General features: G+C 38.7%; 22 protein-coding genes. 7 read left to right on the top strand and 15 right to left on the bottom strand.

The window, feature by feature from the left end; all coding sequences use genetic code 11:
- Window positions 1-3: 3 nt before the first annotated feature.
- The 11 genes from NSQ77_RS16905 to ilvD form a co-directional block, all read right to left on the bottom strand.
- Complete coding sequence (locus NSQ77_RS16905) at window positions 4-936, bottom strand: ATP-binding cassette domain-containing protein (protein ID WP_339227218.1); 933 nt, start codon at window positions 934-936, stop codon at window positions 4-6.
- Window positions 923-1,933 (bottom strand): ABC transporter ATP-binding protein, encoded by a 1,011-nt coding sequence (locus tag NSQ77_RS16900; protein ID WP_339227217.1) that lies wholly within the window; start codon window positions 1,931-1,933, stop codon window positions 923-925. Before NSQ77_RS16900 ends, NSQ77_RS16905 begins: the two co-directional genes overlap by 14 nt.
- A gap of 665 nt (window positions 1,934-2,598) precedes the next feature.
- Window positions 2,599-3,615 carry a threonine ammonia-lyase gene (ilvA, locus tag NSQ77_RS16895; protein WP_339227216.1) on the bottom strand — a complete coding sequence of 339 codons (1,017 nt, stop codon included), beginning with the start codon at window positions 3,613-3,615 and terminating at the stop codon, window positions 2,599-2,601.
- Between the two features lie 23 nt (window positions 3,616-3,638).
- The gene (gene leuD, locus NSQ77_RS16890) at window positions 3,639-4,223 is read right to left on the bottom strand and encodes a 3-isopropylmalate dehydratase small subunit (protein WP_339227215.1); all 585 of its coding nucleotides are present in this window, start codon (window positions 4,221-4,223) and stop codon (window positions 3,639-3,641) included.
- Between the two features lie 13 nt (window positions 4,224-4,236).
- Window positions 4,237-5,643 carry a 3-isopropylmalate dehydratase large subunit gene (gene leuC, locus NSQ77_RS16885; RefSeq protein WP_339227214.1) on the bottom strand — a complete coding sequence of 469 codons (1,407 nt, stop codon included), beginning with the start codon at window positions 5,641-5,643 and terminating at the stop codon, window positions 4,237-4,239.
- A gap of 36 nt (window positions 5,644-5,679) precedes the next feature.
- On the bottom strand, window positions 5,680-6,786 hold the full coding sequence (gene leuB, locus NSQ77_RS16880; RefSeq protein WP_339227213.1) for a 3-isopropylmalate dehydrogenase: 1,107 nt from the start codon (window positions 6,784-6,786) through the stop codon (window positions 5,680-5,682).
- A gap of 89 nt (window positions 6,787-6,875) precedes the next feature.
- The gene (locus NSQ77_RS16875) at window positions 6,876-8,420 is read right to left on the bottom strand and encodes a 2-isopropylmalate synthase (protein WP_339227212.1); all 1,545 of its coding nucleotides are present in this window, start codon (window positions 8,418-8,420) and stop codon (window positions 6,876-6,878) included.
- Window positions 8,407-9,441 (bottom strand): ketol-acid reductoisomerase, encoded by a 1,035-nt coding sequence (ilvC, locus tag NSQ77_RS16870; protein WP_339227211.1) that lies wholly within the window; start codon window positions 9,439-9,441, stop codon window positions 8,407-8,409. The genes NSQ77_RS16875 and ilvC overlap by 14 nt, the downstream gene beginning before the upstream one ends.
- 115 nt (window positions 9,442-9,556) lie before the next feature.
- The gene (gene ilvN, locus NSQ77_RS16865; protein WP_339227210.1) at window positions 9,557-10,075 is read right to left on the bottom strand and encodes an acetolactate synthase small subunit; all 519 of its coding nucleotides are present in this window, start codon (window positions 10,073-10,075) and stop codon (window positions 9,557-9,559) included.
- On the bottom strand, window positions 10,072-11,793 hold the full coding sequence (ilvB, locus tag NSQ77_RS16860; protein WP_339227209.1) for a biosynthetic-type acetolactate synthase large subunit: 1,722 nt from the start codon (window positions 11,791-11,793) through the stop codon (window positions 10,072-10,074). Before ilvB ends, ilvN begins: the two co-directional genes overlap by 4 nt.
- Before the next feature lie 770 nt (window positions 11,794-12,563).
- Window positions 12,564-14,246, bottom strand: coding sequence for a dihydroxy-acid dehydratase (ilvD, locus tag NSQ77_RS16855; RefSeq protein ID WP_339227208.1), 1,683 nt, complete (start codon window positions 14,244-14,246; stop codon window positions 12,564-12,566).
- 339 nt (window positions 14,247-14,585) lie between these two features.
- On the opposite strand from ilvD, the gene NSQ77_RS16850 reads away from it, so the two are divergent.
- Both NSQ77_RS16850 and serA read left to right on the top strand, forming a co-directional pair.
- Window positions 14,586-15,746: an alanine--glyoxylate aminotransferase family protein gene (locus NSQ77_RS16850; protein ID WP_339227207.1), complete on the top strand. Its 1,161-nt coding sequence runs from the start codon at window positions 14,586-14,588 to the stop codon at window positions 15,744-15,746.
- Entirely contained in the window at window positions 15,746-17,329 is a 1,584-nt protein-coding gene (gene serA / locus NSQ77_RS16845; protein ID WP_339227206.1) for a phosphoglycerate dehydrogenase, read from the top strand. The genes NSQ77_RS16850 and serA overlap by 1 nt, the downstream gene beginning before the upstream one ends.
- Window positions 17,330-17,380: 51 nt before the next feature.
- Here serA and NSQ77_RS16840 read toward each other — a convergent pair whose 3' ends face one another.
- Window positions 17,381-18,160, bottom strand: a complete 780-nt coding sequence (locus NSQ77_RS16840) for an HAD family hydrolase (RefSeq protein ID WP_339227205.1) — start codon at window positions 18,158-18,160, stop codon at window positions 17,381-17,383.
- A 145-nt stretch (window positions 18,161-18,305) separates the two neighbouring features.
- On the opposite strand from NSQ77_RS16840, the gene NSQ77_RS16835 reads away from it, so the two are divergent.
- Complete coding sequence (locus NSQ77_RS16835) at window positions 18,306-19,400, top strand: branched-chain amino acid aminotransferase (RefSeq protein WP_339227204.1); 1,095 nt, start codon at window positions 18,306-18,308, stop codon at window positions 19,398-19,400.
- Between the two features lie 323 nt (window positions 19,401-19,723).
- On the opposite strand, the gene NSQ77_RS16830 is transcribed toward NSQ77_RS16835, so the two are convergent.
- On the bottom strand, window positions 19,724-19,924 hold the full coding sequence (locus tag NSQ77_RS16830; RefSeq protein WP_339227203.1) for an alpha/beta-type small acid-soluble spore protein: 201 nt from the start codon (window positions 19,922-19,924) through the stop codon (window positions 19,724-19,726).
- A gap of 157 nt (window positions 19,925-20,081) precedes the next feature.
- Here NSQ77_RS16830 and NSQ77_RS16825 point away from each other — a divergent pair, with 157 nt between their 5' ends.
- From NSQ77_RS16825 to fetB, 4 genes are all read left to right on the top strand, one after another.
- On the top strand, window positions 20,082-20,543 hold the full coding sequence (locus NSQ77_RS16825) for an SRPBCC family protein (RefSeq protein WP_339227202.1): 462 nt from the start codon (window positions 20,082-20,084) through the stop codon (window positions 20,541-20,543).
- Between the two features lie 145 nt (window positions 20,544-20,688).
- Entirely contained in the window at window positions 20,689-21,555 is an 867-nt protein-coding gene (locus NSQ77_RS16820) for a YitT family protein (RefSeq protein ID WP_339227201.1), read from the top strand.
- Window positions 21,556-21,715: 160 nt separating this feature from the next.
- Window positions 21,716-22,447, top strand: a complete 732-nt coding sequence (locus NSQ77_RS16815) for a phosphate ABC transporter ATP-binding protein (protein ID WP_339227200.1) — start codon at window positions 21,716-21,718, stop codon at window positions 22,445-22,447.
- Window positions 22,444-23,205 (top strand): iron export ABC transporter permease subunit FetB, encoded by a 762-nt coding sequence (fetB, locus tag NSQ77_RS16810; RefSeq protein WP_339227199.1) that lies wholly within the window; start codon window positions 22,444-22,446, stop codon window positions 23,203-23,205. The genes NSQ77_RS16815 and fetB overlap by 4 nt, the downstream gene beginning before the upstream one ends.
- A gap of 331 nt (window positions 23,206-23,536) precedes the next feature.
- On the opposite strand, the gene NSQ77_RS16805 is transcribed toward fetB, so the two are convergent.
- Both NSQ77_RS16805 and NSQ77_RS16800 read right to left on the bottom strand, forming a co-directional pair.
- Window positions 23,537-24,853 (bottom strand): O-acetylhomoserine aminocarboxypropyltransferase/cysteine synthase family protein, encoded by a 1,317-nt coding sequence (locus NSQ77_RS16805; protein ID WP_339227198.1) that lies wholly within the window; start codon window positions 24,851-24,853, stop codon window positions 23,537-23,539.
- A 284-nt stretch (window positions 24,854-25,137) separates the two neighbouring features.
- Window positions 25,138-26,091: an alpha-L-glutamate ligase gene (locus NSQ77_RS16800; protein ID WP_339227197.1), complete on the bottom strand. Its 954-nt coding sequence runs from the start codon at window positions 26,089-26,091 to the stop codon at window positions 25,138-25,140.
- Between the last annotated feature and the right edge of the window lie 2 nt (window positions 26,092-26,093).

Below are 26,093 nucleotides of genomic sequence, written 5' to 3'. Positions count from 1 at the left end.
GAATCAACCTCTCTTTGGCAAAGCAACTTTATGGGTGTCAGATATCGATTGCAAGCTGTATGCTAGCCCTTCTTGATCAAAATAATCATTATAGGATTGGTTATATTCTTTTTGTACTTCCTGACGATATTGATATTGCTTTTCCCGCATTCTCGGATTTATATCTGGAATTGCAGCAACGAGACGTTTTGAATAAATATGATGAGGGTTGGTAAAGATTTCATCGTTTGTCCCTTCTTCCACATACCGTCCTTTATACATAATGCCAATATGATCACACATATGTTTAATGATTCCTAAATCATGACTAATCAGCAAATATGTCAAGTTAAGCTGGTCTTGAATTTCCCGCATAAAATTGAGTACCTGGGCTTGAACAGAAACATCCAATGCTGATACAGGCTCATCAGCAATGATCAATTTTGGTTTTAAAGCTAATGCCCTTGCAACTCCAATCCGTTGTCTTTGGCCACCAGAGAATTGATGCGGATATTTCAATATACTCTCTGGACTTAATCCAACAAGCTCAAGCAAGTCCTGTACTTGCTTTTTCTCTTCCTGTTTAGATAGGTTTTCGAAATTACGCAAAGGCTCTGCAATAATATCAAGGACACGCTTTTTGGGATTCAAAGACGAATAAGGATCTTGGAAAATCATTTGAATATCTCTTCGCAAATCCTTTGTTTTGCTTTTCATGGATGTAATATCTTTGCCTTCAAATAATATTTGACCAGAAGTTACATGTTCTAACCCGATGATCGCTCGTCCAGTTGTTGATTTTCCTGAACCCGATTCCCCTACAAGACCATATGTTTTACCTTGCTCCAGCGAAAATGAAACGCCATCAACCGCTTTTATATGGCCAATGGTACGATTGAAAATTCCACCTTTAATAGGAAAATATACCTTTAAATCGTTAACCTCAAGAAACCCCATTCTTCTCATCCTCCTTACTTTCATCAGAGAAGTAAAAATGCGCATGACATGTGCACCTTACAAAATGTCCTGGTTCAACCTCATGCAGTACAGGTTTTTCTTCATGGGCAGAGGCATCAATCCAAGGTATTCTTGCTGCAAAACGGCACCCTTCACGCGGTAAATTTTTTAACGACGGGACAATCCCTTGAATCACATGAAGCTTGTCTTGTCCTTCCGTTGGTACTGAATTCAGTAATGATTTTGTATAAGGATGTAATGGATTTTCAAACAATGTATGTACTTCAGCAATTTCAACAATTTGTCCTGCATACATAACAGCCACCCGATCGGCCATTTCTGCAACAACACCGAGATCATGTGTAATTAAAATAATCCCAGCATGCATTTCTTCTTTTAATTTGCGAATTAAATCCAGAATTTGGGCTTGAATCGTTACATCAAGTGCTGTAGTCGGCTCATCGGCAATTAGTAATTCTGGTTTATTCGAAATGGCAATCGCTATAACAACCCGCTGCCGCATTCCTCCGGATAATTCATGGGGGAATTGCTCATATACATATTCCGAACGTGGAATTCCTACTAAATTTAATAATTCTATAACTCTTATTTTACGTTGTTTCTGTGACATTCTTGGATTATGCAAAAGCAATGCTTCTCCAATCTGTTCGCCAATTTCCATTAGCGGATTTAATGCTGTCAGTGGGTCTTGGAAAATCATTGCCATGTCATCTCCGCGCAATTTATTTAAATTAGCGGTTGGCATATTTACAATGTCCTGGTCATTGAGCATAATACTTCCTTCTATTTTTGCACGATTGTGGAGTCTCATTATCGAGAATGCAAGTGCGCTCTTTCCTGATCCTGATTCTCCAACAATGCCTAATACTTCGTTTTTATTTAATGTTAATGTCACATCATCCACTGCAGCATAATAATCATCACCGATGCGGAATGAGGTTGATAGGTTTTTAATTTCCAATAATTTATTACTCAAATTAATCCCCCTAATGCATTAATTTACCTCAACTATGAAGTACGATCGTTATAAAGAAGCTACATGGTACGTAAAGAATTAATTAGTCTACCAACTTCTAAACTGAAGGTTCTGATAATTATTCACAAAATAAACAGTCCTCTTACACTGATACAGACTGTCTAACTATTTTGTAATTATTTTCAGCTTATTGTCTTCTATGATTTTTCTATTCTTAATAAATGGCTGGACAATTCATCTAAATTAGGAAAACTCAGAATTGGTTTTTCGGAAATTTTGTATTCTCCGAAATCAAATCGTAAATAATTCTTAATATATTAGAAAATTATAAGTGAATATTTTTATAAAAGCAATATCTTTTGATAAAAATTAACAGTTAAATTTTCTGATTATTTCCGTTATTAAAAATATAACTATAGTTAAAGCCTTTAGTAGCAAGAGTTTGTCAGTTATGAAATAAATTATTTTTCCTATTAATATTTTTCACGTTATATGAAAAATTATAGTATTTATAGCTAATTTTGACGATAAACCAAATTGACTAAATCGTTTATTTTTCCATATAATCTGACAAACTTCTGTAAATCAATAATTGTACTCGCTTACTATTTTTCACGGAAACGGAAAAAAAGCCTCTTGAAAAAATTATTCAAGAAGCTTTTTTCTTATAATGCCATGTAAGCTTTTTCTTTTTTTGGGGTTTTTTGTTCGGCAAGCTGCTGTATGTTGGACATTGCACCAATATCCAAATTCCCTCCACTTACAATCACACCGCAGTGCCTTGATTTTATTTTATCATTATGGGCGAATAAGGCTGCCAAAGCAGCTGCTCCCGCTCCTTCCATTAGTGTTTTATTTCGTTCGAGCATATACACAATGGCTGAAGCAATTTGCTCATCCGTTACTGTAACAATATCGTCTACATACTCCCTGATAATTGGCAAGGTTAAGCTCCCTGGCTCTTTGACAGCAATTCCCTCTGCAATTGTGGAAACCCTGCTCGACTTCTTCAGTTCATTAGAATGAAAGCTTTCATAAATTGCTGGCGCCCCTTCTGCTTGAACACCAATTATTCTCATATTCCGGTTCACATGTTTGGCTGCGACAGCAATACCGCTAATTAATCCTCCCCCACCAATAGGGACGAGGATCGTATCCATTCTATCTTCTTGTCTGAGCATTTCCATGGCAATGGTTCCCTGACCCGCCATAATATCGTAATCATCAAACGGATGGATATAAACAGCACCAGATACCGATTGATGTTCAATGGAAGCTTGATATGCTTCTTGGAAGCTCTCACCTATTAATACTACTTCAGCACCATAATTTCTAGTTGCATTCACTTTTGCCAATGGTGTTCCTTCTGCCATAAAAATGGTTGCCTTCACACCGAGTTTCGCCGCGGCATGTGCTACACCTTGGGCGTGATTTCCCGCAGATGCAGTGATTACACCTTTAGCAAGCTGTTCTTTTGACAGCTGCATCAGCTTAAAGCTTGCTCCACGAAATTTAAATGCCCCTGTTTTTTGCTGATTTTCCATTTTGCAATAGACGTGTTTTCCTACTATATTATCTGTCGTATGTGATGTTAATAATGGTGTACGATGAACAATGGGGGTCAGCCGCTTCATTGCATGGTAGACCTTATCACCGTTTAAGAAATCCCCAAGACCATTCACTCCTTCTTCTCATTCAAATTCAATTAATTTCTGCTAGCTTCATATTCTGCAATTTTATCTTCTTGAAGCAAGGTTAAGGCAATATCATCCCAGCCATTCAACAGCTTTTCCTTATGATATTCAGGGATATCAAAAGTTATGACATTCCCTTTATCATCTGAAATCTGTTGATTTCGTAAATCAACATGCAAAACAAATTGAGAATCTGCTGCTTCCTGCATCCATTCATGAAGTTGCTCTTCTTCCATTTTAATCGGAATAATTCCATTTTTCAATGCATTATTATAGAAGATATCAGCAAAACTTGGGGCAAGAATCACCTTGAAACCAAAGTCTGTCAGTGCCCATGGTGCGTGTTCTCTTGAAGACCCACAGCCAAAATTCTCACCCGCCAGCAAAATAGATGCGTTTTTGTATTGCTGCTGATTTAATGTAAAGTCTTCTCTTGGATTACCGTCATCATCAAATCGCCAGTTATAAAATAAAAACTTTCCAAAACCTGTACGCTCAATTCGTTTTAAAAATTGTTTTGGTATGATTTGGTCAGTATCCACATTTGATCTGTCTAACGGATATACTAATCCTTTATGCTCTTGAATTGCTTCCATTGTGCATCATCTCCTAGCTTGGTACTCCTGCAAAATTACGTACATCTACAAATCGTCCTTCAATTGCTGCGGCGGCTGCCATCTCAGGACTAACAAGATGTGTACGTGCGCCATTACCTTGTCTTCCTTCAAAATTACGGTTGGAAGTAGAAGCACAGCGCCCTCCAGCTGGAACAATATCATCATTCATTCCAAGACACATACTGCAACCGGAATCTCTCCATTCGAATCCTGCTTCTGTAAATACTTTGTCCAAGCCAGCTTTTTCAGCTTGTAATTTTACACTAAAGGAACCAGGAACGACGATCGCTTTAATATGATCCTTAACTTTTCTGCCTTTCACAATAGCTGCTGCTTTCTCTAAGTCACTTAATCTTGAATTTGTACATGATCCGATAAACACATGATCGATTTCAATAGTAGTAATTGGTTGATTTTCTTCCAGCCCCATATATTCAAGAGCTCGTTTCACATCTTCTTGATGATCCGATTCGGCAACAACCGGTGTACTCCCACCAACAGGTACACACATTCCTGGATTTGTCCCCCATGTAACCTGTGGTTCAATTTCATCAGCATGAATGGTTACTGTGTGATCATAAGCAGCACCTTCATCTGTTGCTAAAGCAAGCCATTCTTCTGCTGCTTTATCGAATGCATCTCCTTTAGGAACATATTCCCGCCCCTCTAGATAATCAATCGTTTTCTGGTCCGGGCTGATTAATCCAGCCCTTGCACCTGCTTCAATGGACATATTACAAATAGTCATTCTGCCTTCCATCGGCAAATTACGAATTGCCTCACCTGTATATTCCATGATATATCCTGTACCAAAGCGAACGCCGAATTTTCCGATAATAGCGAGAATTAAATCCTTTGCGGTTACACCTGGACCGAGATCACCAATTACTTTAACATTCAATGATTTTGGGCGCTCTTGCCAAATCGTCTGAGTTGCAAGTACATGCTCAACCTCACTCGTACCAATTCCAAAAGCTAATGCACCAAATGCACCGTGTGTAGAAGTATGACTATCCCCACATACGATTGTTTTCCCCGGCTGTGTCAACCCCAGCTGTGGCCCGATTACATGAACAATCCCTTGGTCTGGATGAAACATATCTGCAAGCTTGATTCCAAAATCGGCACAATTCTGCTTTAATGTCTCCATTTGCTTCTTTGAAATCTTATCTTTGACAACTTGTCGATTTATAGTTGGCACATTGTGGTCCATTGTCGCAAATGTCAAATCCGGTCGACGAACCTTTCGATTATTCATTCTTAAACCTTCAAAGGCCTGTGGTGAAGTTACTTCATGAACAAGGTGCTGGTCGATATATAGAAGGTCAGGCTTTCCTTCTTCATGGTGTACCACATGTTTCTTCCATATTTTGTCAATGATTGTTTCCGGTTTTCCCATTTCCTAACACCTCACCCTTTAATTGCATCCACTTCTTCAAACATACATATTGCAAATTGAATCTGAAATACTTTTCGTTGTTAAATTTTCTAGTACAATTTCAGTTATTTTCTTAGTTCCTACCTGTTTCCCGTTTTGAATCTGTAAATCTGCCGTATGGTATCCTTGTTCGAGACATTCATTTACCGCTCTTTCAATTTCTGCCGCTTCCTCTTCCAATCCAAAAGAGAAACGCAGCATTAATGCCGCAGATAAGATCATACCAAGTGGATTTGCAATTCCTTTTCCTGCAATATCAGGAGCAGATCCGTGAACTGGCTCATACATCCCAACACCATCTGTCCGAAGACTGGCGGATGGCAGCATGCCAAGTGATCCAGTTAATACAGAAGCCTCGTCACTTAAAATATCTCCAAATAGATTTTCTGTTACAATGACATCAAATTGATTTGGTTGTGTGATCAATTTCATTGCAGCTGCATCTACAAGTAAGTGCTCAACCGTAACATCTGGGTATTCCTGCTTTTTTTCCTCAACAATTTCGCGCCACATGCGACTGGATTCTAACACATTTGCTTTATCAACAGAAGTTAAGTGCCCCTTTCTGATTCTTGCACTTTGGAAGCCTTTTTCAATAATTCGTTCCATTTCTGTTCGCTTGTAATAGAGTGTATCGACGACCGCAGTGCCATTTTCACGTCGTTCGCTCGGTTCACCAAAGTATAGCCCGCCAGTTAATTCGCGAATAATTAATATATCACTATCTTTTATAATCTTTTCTTTTAATGGAGAAGCATGCAGCAAAGGTGAAAATCCTTTAACAGGACGAATATTTGCGAATAATCCAAGTGCTTTACGAATACCTAATAAACCTTTTTCTGGTCTTAGATGAACCGGGTTAGAATCCCATTTTGGACCTCCAACTGCACCAAGCAAAACCGCATCAGCGTTTTTACAAGCTTGTATTGTATTGTCTGGTAATGGCGTATTATGCGTATCAATCGCACTTCCGCCAATTGCATGTTCTTTAAACGTAAATTGATGGCTATATTCCGCAGCAATTGCCTGTAATACAGCTTTAGCAGAATCCATAATTTCTTTCCCAATACCATCACCAGGAAGTAAAATGATTTGCTTATTCATACACGAGGTCCTCCTTTTTCGAAGTATTTTCAATAAAGCTCACGCCCGATTTACTTTACCGAAGTAGCACCGGGCGCTTGCGCTTTTGGTTATTTTACAAGTTCTTTCTTTTCTATTGTTTTCACTTTAATAATATAACGGTTTACTGCGTTCAAGAATGCTGATGCAGATGCTTGCAGTACGTCCTGGGCTGAACCTCTTCCATTTACGGTTTCACCATTTACTATTAATTGAACATGTGATTCTGCTAATGCATCCTTCCCTCCACCAACTGAGTTCAATTGATAGTCAACTAGTTTTACATCCTCTGCAACTAAACTATCAATGGTTTGATACAACGCTTCAACACTGCCCGGGGCAGAGCAAGAATTCTCGATAGTCTCACCAGCCGGGGTTTGCAAAACGACAGTTGCTGTCGGTACATTCTCTGTTCCGTACTGTACTTGGAAGTTTTGTAACTGATACTTGCTCACTGCTGAAGAATCTGTTTTGACTTCCATTGCAATTGTGTATAGGTCATCATCTGTAACTTCTTTCTTATGATCTGTAAGCTTTTTAAATTGATCAAAGGCTTGCTTTAATTCATCCTCTGTAAATTCAATTCCAAAGTCTTTAACGCGATCTTTAAACGCATGGCGTCCAGAATGTTTACCTAAAAATAGATTGTTCGAGCTGACTCCAACCATTTCCGGGGTAATAATTTCATAAGTTTCCGCATTTTTCAGAACGCCATCCTGATGAATTCCAGATTCATGTGCAAATGCATTTCTTCCTACAATTGCTTTATTTGCCTGCACATACATACCAGTAAGCTTGGAAACAAGGTCACTCGTACGCTTAATTTCATTTAACTTCAACCCAGTTTCATACGGATAAAAGTCTGAACGAATTTTTAAAGCAACTGCAAGCTCCTCCAAGGAAACATTTCCAGCACGCTCACCAATTCCATTAATTGTACCCTCTACTTGGGTCGCGCCATTTTCCACAGCCGCTATGGAGTTTGCCACTGCCAATCCAAGATCATTATGACAATGACAGGATAATGCAACTTGATCAATGTTCGGCACTGTTTCGCGGATAAAACGGAATAATTCACCATATTCTTTAGGTGTTGTATAACCAACTGTATCTGGCAGATTGATGACCGTCGCACCCGCTTCAATAACCTTTTCAATGATTTGAGCAAGAAAGTTCCAGTCTGAACGCGTTGCATCTTCAGCAGACCATTCAACATCTGTAAATTTTTCCTTTGCATATCTGACCATCTCAACTGCTTTTTCCACAACTTCATCCGGAGACATTTTCAGTTTATAATTCATATGAATCGGTGATGTAGCAATGAAGACATGAATTGCAGGCTTCTCTGCATTCTTCAATGCGTCCCAGGCAATGTCAATATCGGATTTCACCGCTCTCGCCAGCGCAATAACCGATGTATTCTTAATTGTATCCGCGATTGCTTTTACAGCCTCAAAATCACCCTTGGAGGAAGCAGGGAATCCTGCTTCCATCCGGTCAACACCAAAGCGTTCAAGCTGTCTTGCGATTTCCATTTTTTCCTGTTTATTCAAGTTAACCCCTGGAGATTGCTCACCGTCTCTTAGTGTCGTGTCAAAAATCTTAATTTGTGACATGAACTTTCACGTCCTTCTGTTTTGATTTAACGGATTGTTTAACAAAAGGCATTAAGTCACGGAGCTCCCTTCCAACAGTCTCAATTTGATGTTTATTTTCTTGATTATTAATCGCATTAAATTGTGGGCGTCCAGCCTGGTTCTCAAGAATCCAGCCTTTAGCGAATTTACCATCTTGAATGTCTGTCAGAACGTCTTTCATACGTGCTTTTGTTTCTTCATTTACAACACGCGGTCCTGATACAAAGTCGCCCCATTGTGCTGTATCAGAGATAGAATAGCGCATGTTTTCCAATCCGCCTTCATATAGAAGATCAACAATCAGTTTCATTTCATGCATACATTCAAAATAAGCAACTTCCGGCTGATAACCAGCTTCTACCAATGTTTCGAAACCAGATTTAATCAGGCTTGTAACCCCACCGCAAAGTACTGCTTGCTCACCGAACAAATCTGTTTCAGTTTCTTCTTGGAAACTCGTTTCCAAAACTCCTGCTCTCGCTGCTCCAATTCCTTGTGCGTATGCTAATGCAAGATTTTTTGCATTACCTGTTACATCTTGATACACACCATATAGAGCTGGTACTCCTGCACCTTCTTCATATGTTCTTCTTACAAGGTGTCCAGGTCCTTTCGGAGCTACTAGAAATACATCTACATCAGATGGAGGTACAATTTGTGAAAAATGAATATTGAATCCATGTGCAAATACAAGCGCATTACCGGCCTTTAGATTCGGTTTAATGCTTTCTTCGTAAACCTTTTGCTGCATTTCATCTGGAAGTAGGATCATTACAACGTCCGCTTGTTCAACAGCTTCCGCTACTGAATATACATTAAAACCATCTTCTTCTGCTTTAGCTTGAGATTTTCCTGGTCTTAAACCAATAACAACATCATAACCACTTTCACGAAGATTCAATGCATGTGCATGCCCTTGTGAACCATATCCTACAACTGCAATTTTCTTTCCTTGTAATACCTCTTTTTGAATGTCTTTTTCATAAAGTACTTTAGCCATTAATATCTTCCTCTCATTATTAGAATTTTTATTAGTAAAGTATAAATACTTACCACACATTTTAATTATAGACTCCATTTTTTAAAGAATCAGTCTATTGTAGTTTGTTTTTAATTTAGATGGATAACGAATTAAGTTCTGTTACCTGTTCTGGCTGCTGCCCTCTTAAAAATGCAGTAACACCTGTTTTCGTTAATTCCTTTATGCCATATGGTCTGAGCAAGGCAATCAGTGCATCTACCTTATCTGGACGCCCCGTAACCTGTATGATTAAGCTATCCTTGCTTACATCAATGACAGATGCTCTAAACGGAGTGATAATTCCTTGAATTTCGGCACGTGTCTGCCCGCTGCTAACTACCTTTATGAGTGCTAACTCTCTGGCAACCATTGCTTTATCCGTTATGTCGGATACTTTTAATACATCGATTTGTTTGTTTAATTGCTTTGTCAGCTGTTCTAATTTTTGATCATCACTGACTTCCACCACAAATGTCATCTTTGAGATACCTTCCATTTCAGAAGCTCCAACAGATATACTTTCAATGTTAAATTGACGTTTGTTCAACATTCCGGTAATCCGGTTCAGAACCCCTCCACGGTCCTGAACCGTAGCAGTTATAATACGTTTCATTTTGTCACCCCAACCATCTCATGAATTCCTTTTCCTGGTGCAATCATCGGATAAACACAAGTTTGGCGAACAACACGGAAGTCTGCAACAACTGGACCATCATATTCGAAGATGTCTTGTAATGCCTGAATTACATCTGCTTCTCTATCAATTTTCATACCGCGGACTCCATAGCTTTCTGCCAATTTAACGAAGTCCGGGTTTTCTGAAAACAATGATTCTGAATAGCGTTCTTCGTAAAAGCTTTCTTGCCATTGTCGCACCATACCTAATGCCTCGTTATTAACGATGATAACCTTCACCGGAAGTTTTCTTTCTTTGATAACAGATAATTCCTGCAGCGTCATTTGGAATCCGCCGTCACCAACAATTGAAACTACTAAATCATCTGGTCTTCCCAACTGTGCGCCAACTGCTGCCGGAAAGCCGAAGCCCATCGTGCCGAGCCCACCTGATGTTACCCAATTATTTGGCTTATCGAATTTATAGAATTGCGCTGCCCACATTTGATGCTGACCTACATCGGTAGTAACAATCGCCTCACCATTGGACAGGTTGTAAATTTGTTCAATCAGCCATTGTGGTGAGATTAGTGCATCCTGACGTTCATACCACAGTGGATAATCGTGTTTATTTTGGGATAGTTTCTCAAACCACTCGAAGTTATTTTGCATTTCAATTTTGCTGTTTAGTAACGCAATCAAAGTTTTCTTCGCATCAGCTACTACTGGAATATCTGTTTTAATATTTTTTCCAATCTCTGCTGGATCAATATCAATATGTGCTACTTTTGCGTTTGGAGCAAAGTCAGCTATTTTTCCGGTTAATCGATCATCGAACCTTGCGCCGATATTAATCAATAAATCACATTCGTAAATTGCCATGTTCGCTGTATATGTTCCGTGCATCCCTGCCATGCCCAGTGAAAGTTCATTCGTACCAGGGAAAGTCCCTAAACCTAGCAATGTGGTTGTAACAGGAAGCTTATATTTTTCAGCAAATTGCTTTAGTTCTTCTGAAGCATCTGCAAACAATGTACCTGCACCTGCTAGCAGCAGTGGACGCTTTGCACGACTTAAGGCTTCTGCGAGTTTAACAATCTGTAATGGATTTGGGTTAATTGTCGGCTGATAACCTGGTAAATAAAAATCATCTTCAAAATCATTTATCGTTATATTGGCTGAAATATTCTTCGGTATATCGATTACGACTGGTCCCGGCCTTCCAGTTGTTGCGATATGAAATGCCTCTTTAACAATTCTTGGCAAATCTGAAACATCGTTAACCTGATAGTTATATTTGGTAATCGGAGTTGTTATCCCCATTACGTCTGCTTCCTGGAAAGCATCTGTCCCAATTACATTTTTAGCTACCTGACCAGTAAAGATTACGAGCGGTAGTGAATCCATCATCGCATCCGTAATACCAGTTATTAGATTTGTTGCACCTGGACCTGAAGTTGCTAACACAACACCAGGTTTGCCAGTAACCCGTGCATAGCCTTCAGCCGCATGAATTGAACCTTGCTCATGGCGGGACAATACATGTTTAAAAGGCGTGTCATTGCGATACAATGCATCATAAATCGGTAATACAGCCCCACCCGGATAACCAAAGATGGTGTCCACATTGGCATCAACTAACGTTTTAATTAATAAATCAGCACCTGTTATCAACTTTCCCTTCATTTCCACTTCTTGACTAGCCTCAACTTTCACTACTGCTACCTCCTCAATTTACCTTATTTTTTAGAAAACTCAGCCTTTGTTGCACTTATGCAGGAAGTGAATTTCCCTTCAAGTAAAAAAGACCCTTCTCTCCCCTATAATCTGCATAATATCAGAATTATTGGGGAGAAAAGAGTCCTCTTTTCACGGTACCACCCATGTTCATAGCATCCTCACGAATACTACCTCGGCAGGCTGATAATCAGCCCACTTGGATAACAGGTACAAGAAATTGCACCTGACCGAATCTAATAGAAGCATCGTTCTTACACTCCGTTCAAAACGGCACTCAGAGAAGATGTCAGAACAATATGTACTTCTGGGCTTCCAGCAACCCCAGCTCTCTGTGAATACATGTGGCATGTTCCTTTTTTCTCGTCATCGAGTTATTGTATTTAGTTTTAAATCAACAGTTATAAGATTAAGAAAATTCATAGTAACAACCAAAATGCGTTATTCAGAAAAATAGGTTTGTTAATTGAATTCTTGATATTGCGGTCAATCATATAATGTTTTTCGAGAAGAGTCAAGGGGTTTTAAAAAGTTTTTAGATAATTTCATTTAATCTATTTCCTTGTATCCGTTTACAAAGTTGAAGCCCCATAGTCTAATAGATTTTAAATTTTTTCTTAGAAAATTTGTCATTTCAATGCCTTTTAGGCAAATGATTTTCTTTCACTTATGCAGATAGATATAATTTCTCTTTTTTCTGCCTGCTAAAAAAACGAGCATCTGTTATCTAAACAGACGCCCGCAATGAATTATCTATTCAAGTAATCTGTTACAGCACCTTTGGAAGAACAGGAAACATTATGTGCATATTTGCCGAGTATCCCTTTACTGTATAACGGTGGAGCTACCCAGTCTATACGACGTTTTTCCAGTTCTGTTTCAGAAAGATCGACGGAAATCAATTTTTCACTCGAATCAATTGTTACCATGTCACCTTCTTGCAAGAGCGCAATTGGACCGCCTGCTTGTGCTTCTGGCGATATATGTCCGACTACCAGACCATGGGTGCCGCCTGAGAATCTGCCATCGGTTAGCAAAGCAACAGACTCTCCCATTCCTTTACCAACGAGAATACTAGATATGGAAAGCATTTCAGGCATACCTGGTCCGCCTTTTGGACCCACATATCGAATTACAAGAACGTCGCCATCATTGATTTCGTTCGCCATAACGGCTGCAGTCGCTTCTTTTTCGGTATCGAATACACGTGCCGGTCCTGTATGCCGTGTGACTTTCACCCCTGATACTTTTGCAACCGCTCCTGTTGGCGATAAGTTCCCTTTTAAAACAATTAATGGTCCATCTTTACGTTTTGGATTTTCAAAAGGCATAATGATTTCCTGACCATCTGCAAGTGATGGTGCATCGGCAAGATTTTCAGCAATCGTTTTTCCTGTTACTGTTAAACAGTCTTCATGCAGATAACCGTTTTCAAGAAGCAGCTTCATAACTGCTTGCACCCCACCTGCTCGATGCAAGTCTTGCATCACAAAGCGCCCACTAGGTTTCAAATCTGCAAGATGCGGCACTTTTTCCTGCATTCGATTAAAGTCATCAATTGTTAAATCTACTTCCGCTGCATGAGCAATTGCAAGCAAGTGAAGAATTGCATTGGTCGATCCACCAAGTGCCATTACAACTGTAATCGCATTTTCAAATGCTTCTTTTGTCATAATATCTTTTGGAAAAATATTATTTTCCAACATGGAATAAACAGCTTGTCCAGCAGCTTTTACATCTTCTTCTTTCTCTTTCGACTCTGCTGGATTGGAAGAACTTCCTGGAAGACTCATTCCCATTGCCTCTACGGCCGAAGCCATTGTATTAGCGGTGTACATCCCTCCACATGCACCAGCACCAGGGCATGCACTGCATTCAATTGCTTTTAGTTCGTTATCATCAATATCACCATTGTTATGCTTACCAACGCCTTCAAACACTGAGACGATGTCAATGTCTTTTCCCCGATGTGTTCCAGGTGCGATTGTTCCGCCATAAACAAAAACAGACGGTACATTTGAATTGGCGATTGCAATCATGCATCCCGGGATATTTTTGTCACAAGCACCAATTGCCACAAGACCATCTAAGTTCTCCGCTCCGACAACCGTTTCAATCGAATCAGCTATCACATCACGGCTTGGCAAAGAATATCGCATTCCTTGTGTCCCCATTGAAATTCCATCGGATACTGTTATCGTATTAAAAATCAATGGAACACCACCAGCTTCTCGCACTCCTTTCTTAGCACGGACAGCCAGATCATCAATATGAATATTGCATGGTGTTACTTCTGCCCAAGTACTTGCTACACCAACCATTGGTTTTTTAAAATCTTCATCCGAAACACCAACAGCCCGTAACATCGCACGATTTGGGGCCCGCATTGTTCCGTCAAAAGCATTACTGTTTATACGCAAATCCTTACTCATTTGAAAATACCACCTTTCTTTCGGACTATTATATGATTAATCAATCTATACTTCAATGAAATTGTTAAAATAAACAGAATGTTCATCACACCGGAGTTCTAAGTTAGAAAATGATAAATTAATCACAGATCCAACTACATAAATACATAAAGCGATTACATTTATTCCGGTTATTTTTACTGAAAAATATTACTTCGCAAAATTTGTTGACAACAGTTGTATACTTGTTATATTGAATAACTAATATGGGTTGCTATTTGAATGATTTCATTTCTCAAAAAATGACATCCGTACAAGTGTAAATGAATCATATAAACTCAAAAAAAGGAGCAGTGCAACATGCTAGCAGATCAGCATTTATTAAGAATACCCGGTCCAAGCCCAATACCACCAAGTGTGCAGCGAGCTATGAACCAAACGATGATTGGGCATCGTGGAAAAGAAACAAAAGAATTAATCGAGCGAATCAAGCCAAGACTGAAACCAATTTTTGGAACAGAACAAGACGTATTAATTGTTACTGGCAGTGGTACAGCAGGACTCGAAACTGCTGTTGTTAATACAGTTAAACCAGGTGATGAGGTTCTTGTTATTGTTACTGGTGCTTTCGGCGATCGGTTTGTGAAGATTTGTCAGGCATATGATGTTGCCGTCCAGCGCTACGATGTAGAGTGGGGTGCAGCATTTGATCCAGCATACATAAAAACATACTTAAAGGATCACCCGAATATCAAAGCCGTTTTTGCAACTTATTGTGAAACATCCACTGGTATACTGAATCCAATTCAAGAATTGTGCACAGTTGTTCACGAAAATTCCAATGCACTTGTGATCGTCGATGGCGTCTCTTGTGTTGGTGGAGTTGATACAGAAGTTGATGAGTGGGGCATCGATATACTCGTTACAGGTTCACAAAAAGCAATGATGCTTCCAGCAGGATTAACCTTTATCGCAGTTAGTGAAAGAGCATGGAAGATCATTGAACATAACGAACAAGCTCGTTTTTACCTTGATTTGCGAAAATATCGTAAAAGTCTTGCCGATGCTTCCACCCCATTCACACCAGCTTTATCCTTACTGTTTGGATTAGATCAAGTGCTGAATCTTGTGGAAGAAGAAGGTCTGCAAAATGTCTATGCAAGGCACGAACTAATGAAAAACATGACGCGTTCAGCATTTAAGGCAATGGAAATTCCTTTGCTGACAGCGGATGATGCAGCTTCACCAACAGTAACTGCAATCAGACCGGATGATTTTGCTGCAGAAGATTTAAGAAAAGTAATGAAACAAGAATTTAATTTATCAGTTGCTGGCGGGCAGCAGCATCTGCAAGGTGAAATTTTCCGAATTGGTCACATGGGCTATTGTTCCCCAGCAGATGTACTGCAGATTATCAGTATCGTAGAAATCAGCTTAAGAAAAGTTGGCAAGCAGATTGAGTTGGGACAAGGAATACGTGCAGCTCAGGAAATTTATTTACAACAGGGGGTACTAGCCTAATGTTTAACATTTTAATTAGTGATCCGCTTAGCGAGGATGGGATTCAGCCATTGCGTGAAGCGCCAAATATGAATCTTGTCATCGAAACAAATTTAAGCAAAGAAGAGCTAGATGATCGAATCGGCGAATTTGATGCTTTGCTCGTTCGAAGTCAAACACAAGTAACTCGTGAATTAATTAATAAAGCTACAAAGTTAAAAATTATTGGCCGTGCTGGTGTTGGTGTTGATAACATAGACCTTGATGCTGCAACTGAAAATGGCATTATCGTTGTCAATGCACCAAATGGAAATACCAATTCTGCAGCAGAGCATACAATTGCGATGCTTATGTCATTATCACGGAATATTCCACAAGCCTACCATGCATTAAAACATAAAAAATGGGACCGTAAAAAATATGTCGGTGTAGAACTAAAAAATAAGACACTCGGTGTTGTTGGGTTAGGCAGAATTGGAGCAGAAGTTGCATTTCGTGCAAAAGGGCAGCGCATGAATGTCATTGCCTATGATCCATTTTTAACAAAAGAAAGAGCAGATAAAATGGGGATCGGCTACGGATCACTTGAAGAGGTTATTGAGCAAGCCGACTTTATTACAGTTCATACTCCATTGATGAAAGAAACAAGGCATCTTATTAACGCTGAAGCTTTTGAACGCATGAAGTCAGGTGTTCACATTATAAACTGTGCCCGTGGCGGAATTATTGATGAGGACGCATTATTTGATGCGATTGTTTCAAAAAAAGTTGCTGGAGCAGCACTTGATGTATTTGAGGAAGAACCTTTTATCGATCATAAGTTATTGGAATTGCCAGAAGTTGTAGCAACGCCGCATTTAGGTGCAAGTACTATTGAAGCGCAGGAAATTGTAGCTGTTGATGTCAGTCACGACGTGCTCAGCTTTTTGAATGGAGATGTCGTGAAAAACCCAGTCAACCTTCCATCCGTTCCAAGTGAGCTGATGCATAAAATCGAACCTTATTTCCATTTGGCAGAGAAATTAGGAGGTTTCTTAATTGATTTGACGAAGGAAGTGGCAGAAGAAATTAATATCTCTTACTCTGGTGACCTATCAGATATGGAAGTAGCGCCATTAACGCGCAACACAATTAAAGGGATCTTAAAACGTCACTTAGGAGATCACGTAAATGACGTCAATGCTTTATATCTTGCAAATAAAAAAGGAATTATCGTGAATGAAAACAAAACCTCTACTACAAAAGGATTTACGAACTTAATCACAGTAGAAGTAAAAAGCAAATCAGGGACACGCAAAGTTGCCGGTACATTGCTAAACGGATTCGGACCACGCATCGTGAAAGTGGATGAATACAGTGTTGACGTTACTCCAGAAGGCCATCTGGTTGTTATCCAGCATGTTGACCAGCCTGGTGTTATCGGTCGAATGGGAAGCACCATTGCAAAGCATCAGATAAATATTGCTACGATGCAAGTAGACCGTTCAGATATTGGCGGGAATGCTATCATGGTGCTGACCATTGATAAACATTTAGAAAAAGAAGCACTGGATGATTTAAAAAATCTTGAGGAAATTAAAGAAGTAACATCTATTGATTTATAAAGTATTAAAAGCACACCATCATATTCAAGATGGTGTGCTTTTATGTGTTACCTACGCTTCAAGAATTGGCAATAACTCCAGCAGGTTTGTAATTTCATACGTTGGTTTAATTTCACCCGCTTTTCTATTATGCCGATTTAACCATACAGATGTTACCCCTGCCCTTTTTGCTCCAAGTATATCAGTATTCAAGTTATCTCCTACCATGACCACTTCGTCCTTATCAAGCGAAAGCAGCTTTAATGCATGTTCAAAAATCGTTGCATCCGGCTTTCCTTTTCCGAAATCACCAGAGATTACAATTTGATCAAAATAAGCGACTAATTCCGGCGTTATCGTAAGTTTTGTATTCTGCAAATCTGGAGAGCCATTCGTTAACAACAGCAGCTGATAATGTCCTTTCAGTTTATCCAATACTTGAATTGAATCATCGAATAAAAGTGCTGTCTTCTTTCGTTCAATTGGAAAAGCTTCTGCTAGCTCCAATCCAAATTCAGGGTCATCAATACCTAATGCTTTTAGTCCTGCTGTCCATGCACCTCTGCGGTATAAAGGAGCAATTTCCTTTAATTTAGCAAACTCTTCACCTTCATCCAGGAAATTTGCCCAAAGTCCCTCAAAAGGATTGATTCCAATCATTTGTGTAAATTCATATGTATCATACGAAGCATAAAGCTTTCTGGCTTGCTCTCTTACAGCCGCCTCCATTTCATTTCGATCGACACCATACTTTCTTACTGCCAGCTCACACGTCCTTTCGAAAGCAATTTTCACACTTTTTTCGTCCCATAATAATGTATCATCTAAGTCAAAAAATACTGCTTTAAACATTTTTCATCTCCTTTATGCCCTTTTTTCTATTTTAACATATCGTAATAATACTAACTTAACTAAATTAATTAAAAATTAAGTCTTGCACAAATTCTAAATATCTATTATGATATATAGAAACTTTTAGAACAAGGAGATAATTGATATGGAAGACAAAACAATTCGCGTACAACTAAGTGAGACAAAAAAAGAGAAGCCCAATTCTGATCAGCTTATTTTCGGCAGAGCTTTTACAGATCATATGTTTGTTATGGATTATTCTGATCCTCTAGGGTGGCATAATGCGAGCATTGTACCATATCAACCTCTAATGATTGATCCTTCCTGCATGATATTTCATTACGGGCAATCCGTTTTCGAAGGATTAAAAGCATTTCGTACAGAAGACGGAGAAGTACAACTGTTCAGGCCAGAAAAGAACCTGGAACGGTTAAACCTTTCCAGTGATCGGCTTTGCATCCCGCCGATTGATGAGGAATTCGGATTAAAGGCAATTAAACAGCTTGTATCTGTAGATAAAGACTGGGTTCCTGATGCTGGAGGAACTTCGCTTTATATTCGCCCGTTTATTATTTCAACAGAACCTTATCTTGGTGTTGCGCCATCTCGCCATTATAAATTTATTGTTATCCTGTCACCTGTTGGCGCATACTACAAAGAAGGAATTAACCCTGTTAAGATTGCTGTTGAAAACAAGTATGTTCGTGCTGTTAAAGGCGGTACTGGAGAAGCAAAAACTGGCGGAAACTATGCTGCTAGCTTAAAAGCGCAAGAGGATGTTGCCAAAAGTGGATTCGCACAGGTTCTTTGGCTAGATGGTGTCGAACAAAAGTATATCGAGGAAGTTGGAAGCATGAACGTATTCTTCAAAATCAATGGAGAAGTAGTGACACCAAAGCTTAACGGAAGTATTCTTGCCGGAATAACAAGAAATTCTGTAATTGAGCTGCTCAAACATTGGGATATACCAGTATCCGAGCGACGAATCTCTATGGATGAATTATATCAGGCACACCAAGACGGTTTATTGGAAGAAGCATTTGGTTCCGGAACTGCCGCTGTTATCTCCCCTATCGCACAATTATCATGGGAGGGTAAGGACATGGTAATCAATGGAGGTAAAACCGGAGATATTTCCCAAAAGGTTTATGATACAATAACCGGCATCCAATATGGAAAATTAGATGATCCGTTTAACTGGATTCAGAAGCTTGAAGCAAAGAACCCTGTAAAACAATAATTTATAAAGAGAAATTGGCATTTTGCCGGTTTCTTTTTTTGTTGCTTAAAGAAACGATAGGAAGCTTTTGATAACTTTGGTACTTAAACAAACCTGTCAATCAAGTGCTGAAGGGGCGCAAAACTTTTCGGATCTTATGACACACTATAGAAGACTTGCCAATTGGCATTAGGTAAATATCCTAAGCAAGAATGTTCGGCAATCTGAACAATTACAGGATACAGTGCATAGTCGCTAGCCGCCCCACTCCCGTTTTTATTCCTATCCTCATCTTTAAAAAAGGATACTCCTTACATAACAGAAGTATCCTAAACTGCTGCTAATTAATTATTTTTATTTACCATGCTTTCTTCAGCGATTTTGATCATTCGTTTGACCATTTCGCCACCCACCGAACCGTTTTCACGTGCAGTTGTATCAGCTCCAAGTTCTACATTGAGCTCATTTGCAATTTCTTCCTTCATGTTGTCCACTGCATTATCCGCACCAGGCACTAACAATTGATTTCTGTTGTTACGAGCCATCATCAATCACCCCTCGGTGTAGTTGAACAGTATTAGTCTGTTCCCTTTTATTATGAAGAATTAAGCTTATTTCTATACTACTTATTCTAAAAAGCAGAACTGCATCATATATTAAATTTGCATGTATTCATTACATAAATAAAGGAGGTTAGCATGCATGGCGCAAAGCATCCATCATGTCGAACTTGATATGCCGATTAAAAGAATATGGGATTTTGTCAGCGATATGAATAACTGGGCACCACTTGTTCCAGGATACACGGGACATGAAATTATTAATGACCGCCATTCAACCTGGAAATTACACGGCGATATTGGAGTGATGCAAAGAGATGTAAATGTAAAGGTCCATATAACCGAATGGACAGAACCATCCCATATTACTTTTCAATTAAGTGGTTCAAGTGAAAGCTGGGCAGGTAGTGGATATTTTAAAGCGATCCCATTATCACATACCAAAACACAAATAACCGGGAGCTTAAATATAACGGTTAAAGGCATGATGGGAACAATGGTTAATCCCGTTTTAAAAACTGTCGTACCGAAAATAGGCAAGGAATTTACAGAGAAGGTTGCGGCAAAAATTACTGAAAAAGAAAAAGTAACTGCAACTGTATAGCATGTTTATTTACACGGATTCAAGCTGAATCCGTGTTTTATATTTATCCTTCCTTTTTGACCAACGCCCAGTTATGCTATTTACTCAAATGCTCCCAAATGATAAAGTGAATAAGGTTAGGTTGAAATGGAAAGGAAATAAACAAATGAAAAGATTAACACAGAATAAATCAGTTATGGAATATATCTATATTATCTTTGGCGCCACACTTGTGGGACTTTCTTACAACATATTTTTTCTTCCAGCAAAGCTTGCGGCAGGCGGCATATCAGGGGTTAGCACCATTCTATTTGAAATATATGCAATCAGTCCAGCACTTGTACAACTAGTTATTAACATACCAATTTTCTTTATTGGCTGGTTTGCCTTAGGTAAAGACTTTAGCTTCAAAACACTGCTAGGGACATTTTGGGTTCCATTGATTATTTATCTCTCAGCGGATATTCCGATTGAAATTACAAATCCACTGCTAGGGGCTCTTTATGGTGGCATCTTACTTGGAGTTGGTTTAGGAATTGTTTATAAAGGAAATGGCTCAACTGGCGGAACAGCTGCAATCGCCCAAATCGTTAAGAAATTCACCGGGATATCGAGCGGCTATTCACAATTTATCGTGGACGGGCTTGTGGTAACTGCTTCCATTATTGTTTTCAGCTTAGAGCTTACATTATTTGCTCTTTTAGCAATCTACATTAGCGGAAAAGCAATTGATTTTGTCCAATTGCGAACATCAGCTACAAAATTACTTTTAATAATCACCGATGAAGAGGAAAAAATTCAAACCCTTATCCACGAGGGTATAGACCGCGGTCTAACAAAAGTTCGGTCTGTCGGCGGTTATTCTAATCTTGATAAGACAATGATTCTCTGTGTAACTGAACAACAAGAGGCCGTACAGTTAAAAAAATTGCTGCAAAAAGAAGCACCTACAACCTTTGTTATTTTTATAAATGCATCAGAAATATTAGGACGCGGGTTTTCATTAGATCGTTACTATGGTCAAAAATTATAAGATTGCAAAAGGCATGCACTGGAGCATGCCTTTTTTAGTTAGCTTATTCAGCTGGTGCATATTTTTAGCATCCTTATTAAAAATAAACGATAATAAGGATAGTCACAATAGTATCGTTATCTTTAACAAATGACATATAATAAGTAAAAGGTGGAGCACAATGACAGTAGGCAATAATGCAGTGATTCAGTTAAACCAAGTGAATTATTCTGATAGAGACGTACATATCTTAAAGGATATTACCGGCTCCTTTCCTGAAGGGAAAATAACAACATTGGTTGGACCCTCCGGTGCTGGAAAGACAACATTATTTAGATTATGCAATGGTCTTATTTCTCCTCAATCCGGAGAAATTTATATTAAGAATAAACTGATTACAGATTATGAACCAACCACATTACGTCGCAATATCGGATTAGCATTACAAAGTGCCACCATGATAAATGGGACAGTTTTTTCAAACCTATCCTTACCCTTAACATTACAAGATAAACAATTAAACGAGGAAACAGCAAAGGAATTATTGCGTGATGTTCAATTAAGCGAGGAATTTTTGCATCGAAATGTCAAAGATTTATCTGGTGGACAGCGGCAAAAAGTTTCCATAGCCAGGACACTTGTCAATCGACCAAAGGTTTTATTGCTTGATGAAATTACTTCTTCACTAGACCGTGTCTCCCAACAGGATATCGAGGAACTGATTGTAAAAATAAACAAAAAATATCATACAACAATTATATGGATTACACATAATTTACAGCAGGCTTTATCAGTTGGAGAATATACCTGGGTGATGATGAATGGAGAAGTTATTGAAACTGGAGAAAGCAGCTTTTTGTATAACCCTAATGATGAAAGAGTAAAACAATTTGTAAAGGGGATTACTGAATGAGCTATTTGACATTATCACTGGCCCTTATTTTCGTCTTCATACCTATTTTATTATCAAAAACGCTTAAGCTAGGATTAGAAAAGGATACCGTTATTGCAGTTATTCGCTCAACGATTCAATTGTTGGCAGTGGGATATGTTTTGCAATTCGTATTTAACTCAAAAAGTATGATTTTCATTATACTTATGATTATGTTAATGGTTTTTGCTGCTACACATAATGCAAGAAAAAAAGGTGTAACAATAAAAGGAATTACATGGAAGCTCGTTGCAACATATGTTTTTATCGAAATATTAATATTAAGTATTTTACTTGGCTTTCATATTATACCTCCAACAGCTCAATATATTATCCCTGTTAGTGGCATGATGATTGGAAATTCAATGGTGCTTTCCATTTTGTTTCTTAATCGATTTACGAATGAAATTGAAACACATCAAGATAAAGCAGAGTTAATACTATCCCTTGGCGGAACACCGAAACAAGCCATTCATAAACAACTCATTACTTCCATTCAAGCTAGTACCATACCGACCATTGAAAGCCAGAAAACAATTGGACTTGTTCAGCTCCCTGGAATGATGAGTGGACAAATTATTGCTGGCGCAGATCCTGTACAAGCAGTGCAATTTCAATTGCTTATTCTTTTTCTGCTTTTAACTACAGCCATTGTAACAAGTGCTATGCTTGGATTTTTATCCTACCCAAGTTTGTTTAACAATCGGATGCAGTTGTTAAAGATTGATAAGAAGAATTAATACAATTTCAGTTTTTAGAAGCTAATCAGACAACTAGTTACTTATTTTTCAGACATAGAGATTTGAACATACGACAATTTATACACAAGGCTCCTCGTAAATTAAAAAAATTTCATGGAGCCCTTTTTGTATCCAAATTAATTCATGAGTACCACGAATAATACGTTATCTACTCAAAGTTTCCCTTGGCATTCTATGTTTTTGTAAACGCAGTTGACTTGTTCAAATCAATACTTTCTAAAACCTCTGTTTTGATTGCTGCCAAATGCTTGCTTCCTCTCCTTTTCTAATCATTTACTTTCTTCCCTTTGCACTTTTAAACAAGATTAAATTAGCTTTGCTCTGTTAATTTAGCCTCTCTACTAGCAACCAAAGCCTGATGAATATCAGCTTTGATATCCTGAACGTCTTCCAATCCTACAGAGATTCGAATTTGCTCTGGCGTAACCCCAGTAATACGTTGTTCATCTGAAGATAATCTAGAATGAGTCGTACTTGCAGGATGGATAACAAGCGATTTAGAATCCCCAACATTTGCAACATGAGATAGAAGCTTAACCGATTGAATAAATGTTTTTGCCGCTTCCAGTCCACCTTTCACCCCAAACGTAAAGATTGATCCTGCTCCCCTTGGCAGATAAGTATTAGCCAGTTCATACTGCTCATTCCCTACTAAACCTGGATAGTTTACCCATGTTACTAATTCATGCTCATCTAAGAAACCAGCAATCTGCTTTGCATTTTCGACATGCTGTTTCATTCGGAGTGGTAGTGATTCAAGTCCTTGAATAAATAGCCAACCATTAAATGGCGATAAACTCATACCTAAATTTTGCCCAAGATCAAATCTTGCTTTCGCAATAAATGCACTTTCAGTATTTAATTCAAGGTAAGACCGATGATTTAGAGCTGGTACAGGTATTGTGAATTCTGGAAAACGTCCATTAGCCCAGTCAAACTTTCCAGCGTCTACAATAATTCCACCAATCGATGTCCCATGACCACCAATAAATTTCGTTGTTGAATGAACAACAATATCTGCACCAAATGCTATTGGTTGTTGAAGATATGGAGTCGTAAAGGTAGAATCAACTATTAATGGTAATCCATGGTCATGAGCCACTTTGCTTACAGCTTTAATATCAGCAATTTGTAATCCAGGATTTCCGATTGTTTCTGTGTAAATCGCCTTCGTTTTTTCATTAATTGCCTTGGTTACTTCTGATAAATTTCTTCCATCTACGAATCGAACAGTTACACCAAAGCGCTTAAATGTCTCGGCAAATAGTGTATACGTTCCGCCGTACAACGCATTTGTCGTAATGATTTCATCACCTATCTTTGCCAGAGTCAATAACGCGATCGTTATAGCAGATTGCCCAGATGAAACGGCGAATGCATCTGCACCTCCCTCTAGCTCTGCCATCCGCTTTTCTAAAACACGATTTGTTGGATTGGCGTTACGCGAGTAGATATATCCTTCCTCTTGCATTTGAAAAAGAGATGCAGCATGATCTATATTTTCAAACCCATAGGATGTTGTTTGGTAAATTGGTACTGCTCTTGCTTTTGAATGTGTATCAATCGACTGTCCTCCATGCTGGGCAATTGTATTAAATTTAAGATGATCATATGACTCATTTGACATTATCCCTAACTCCTTTTATTAAAAATCCACTGTTATGCAAATGTTTAACCAATAACATATAAATCATATGTAAAAACTCGGTTTAAATGATAAGACTCCCCTAAGTTTTCGTCTCAACAACAGACCCACTTCCATTAAGAAGGGGTCTATTAAATTACTAATTCCTTCACTAGACTATTATCCAAGCATTTAGCTTACTGGGTTTTGCACATTAATAAGCCATGGTTGATATAAAATTTTCGCTTGAATCTCAATCCTAATACTCAACCTAATTTCTTCTACGGTTAACTACGGACAGGTTCTCCCAATTTCTCCAATTCTTCACCTAAAAACTTCGCTACTTCCAGCATGCCGTATTTGCCGCTTTTCGCTTCAGCATCACTATTGTAGTTCGTATTCGTGTTAATATCGTACGTATAAATATTTCCATCCTTATCCTCAATAAATTCGATTCCTGCAACACGAATATTATTTGCTGCCAGTACACGTTCATATTTTTTTAGTACCGGATGATCAAAGCCTTCGCGAACTTGAAATTTAGCCGGCTGTTCACTTTCCTCACCAACCGGACAAAAAAGATCGTCGATTGCACACGCATCTGCAGGACATAATTCAAAGCCCTCCGATGTATCCACACGCACAGCATAAAGGAATTTCCCATTAACAAACTCACATCGTGTAATATAGGACTCAGGAGATTCGATATACTCCTGAAGTAATGTAACACCATCAACAGGCTCTTCAAACGTATCTCCATCCACATATTTTTCCAGTGCGCTTATAGAATTAAATAATTGAACACCCAGTCCTTTTCCAGCACGATTATGCTTCGTTATAAATTTCTTCCCTTCAAATGCCTGTGCTGCTTGTAAAATATTCTCTCTTCCAACAGCAGCAATTGTTTTCGGTGTCTTAACTCCATACTTTTCAAGCTCAAGGTATTGCAAAACCTTGCTTACTTCAAGCTGCAATGCACGGCTTCCATTGATTACTGTTCTTCCATGATGCTCTAACCATGCAAGAACAGCATTCGTTAATTCTGGTGCAAACCGATTTCCACGTGTGTGTGACGAAGCACTCATTCGATTGTAAAAAATCCCTTCTGGAGGTGCTGTGCTCAAATCAATCTTACCGCTATCAAGCAACCAATCTTCAAAAGGCAAATTAAGCTCTTCTAATCGTTTCAGCAGATGTTCAGTCCACTCATTATTTTCATGGATGACATATATTTTACTCATTT

Origin of the sequence: Oceanobacillus sp. FSL K6-2867, from assembly GCF_037963145.1 — a bacterium.
GTDB lineage: Bacteria > Bacillota > Bacilli > Bacillales > Amphibacillaceae > Oceanobacillus.
This window is presented reverse-complemented; position numbering and strand designations above follow the sequence as displayed.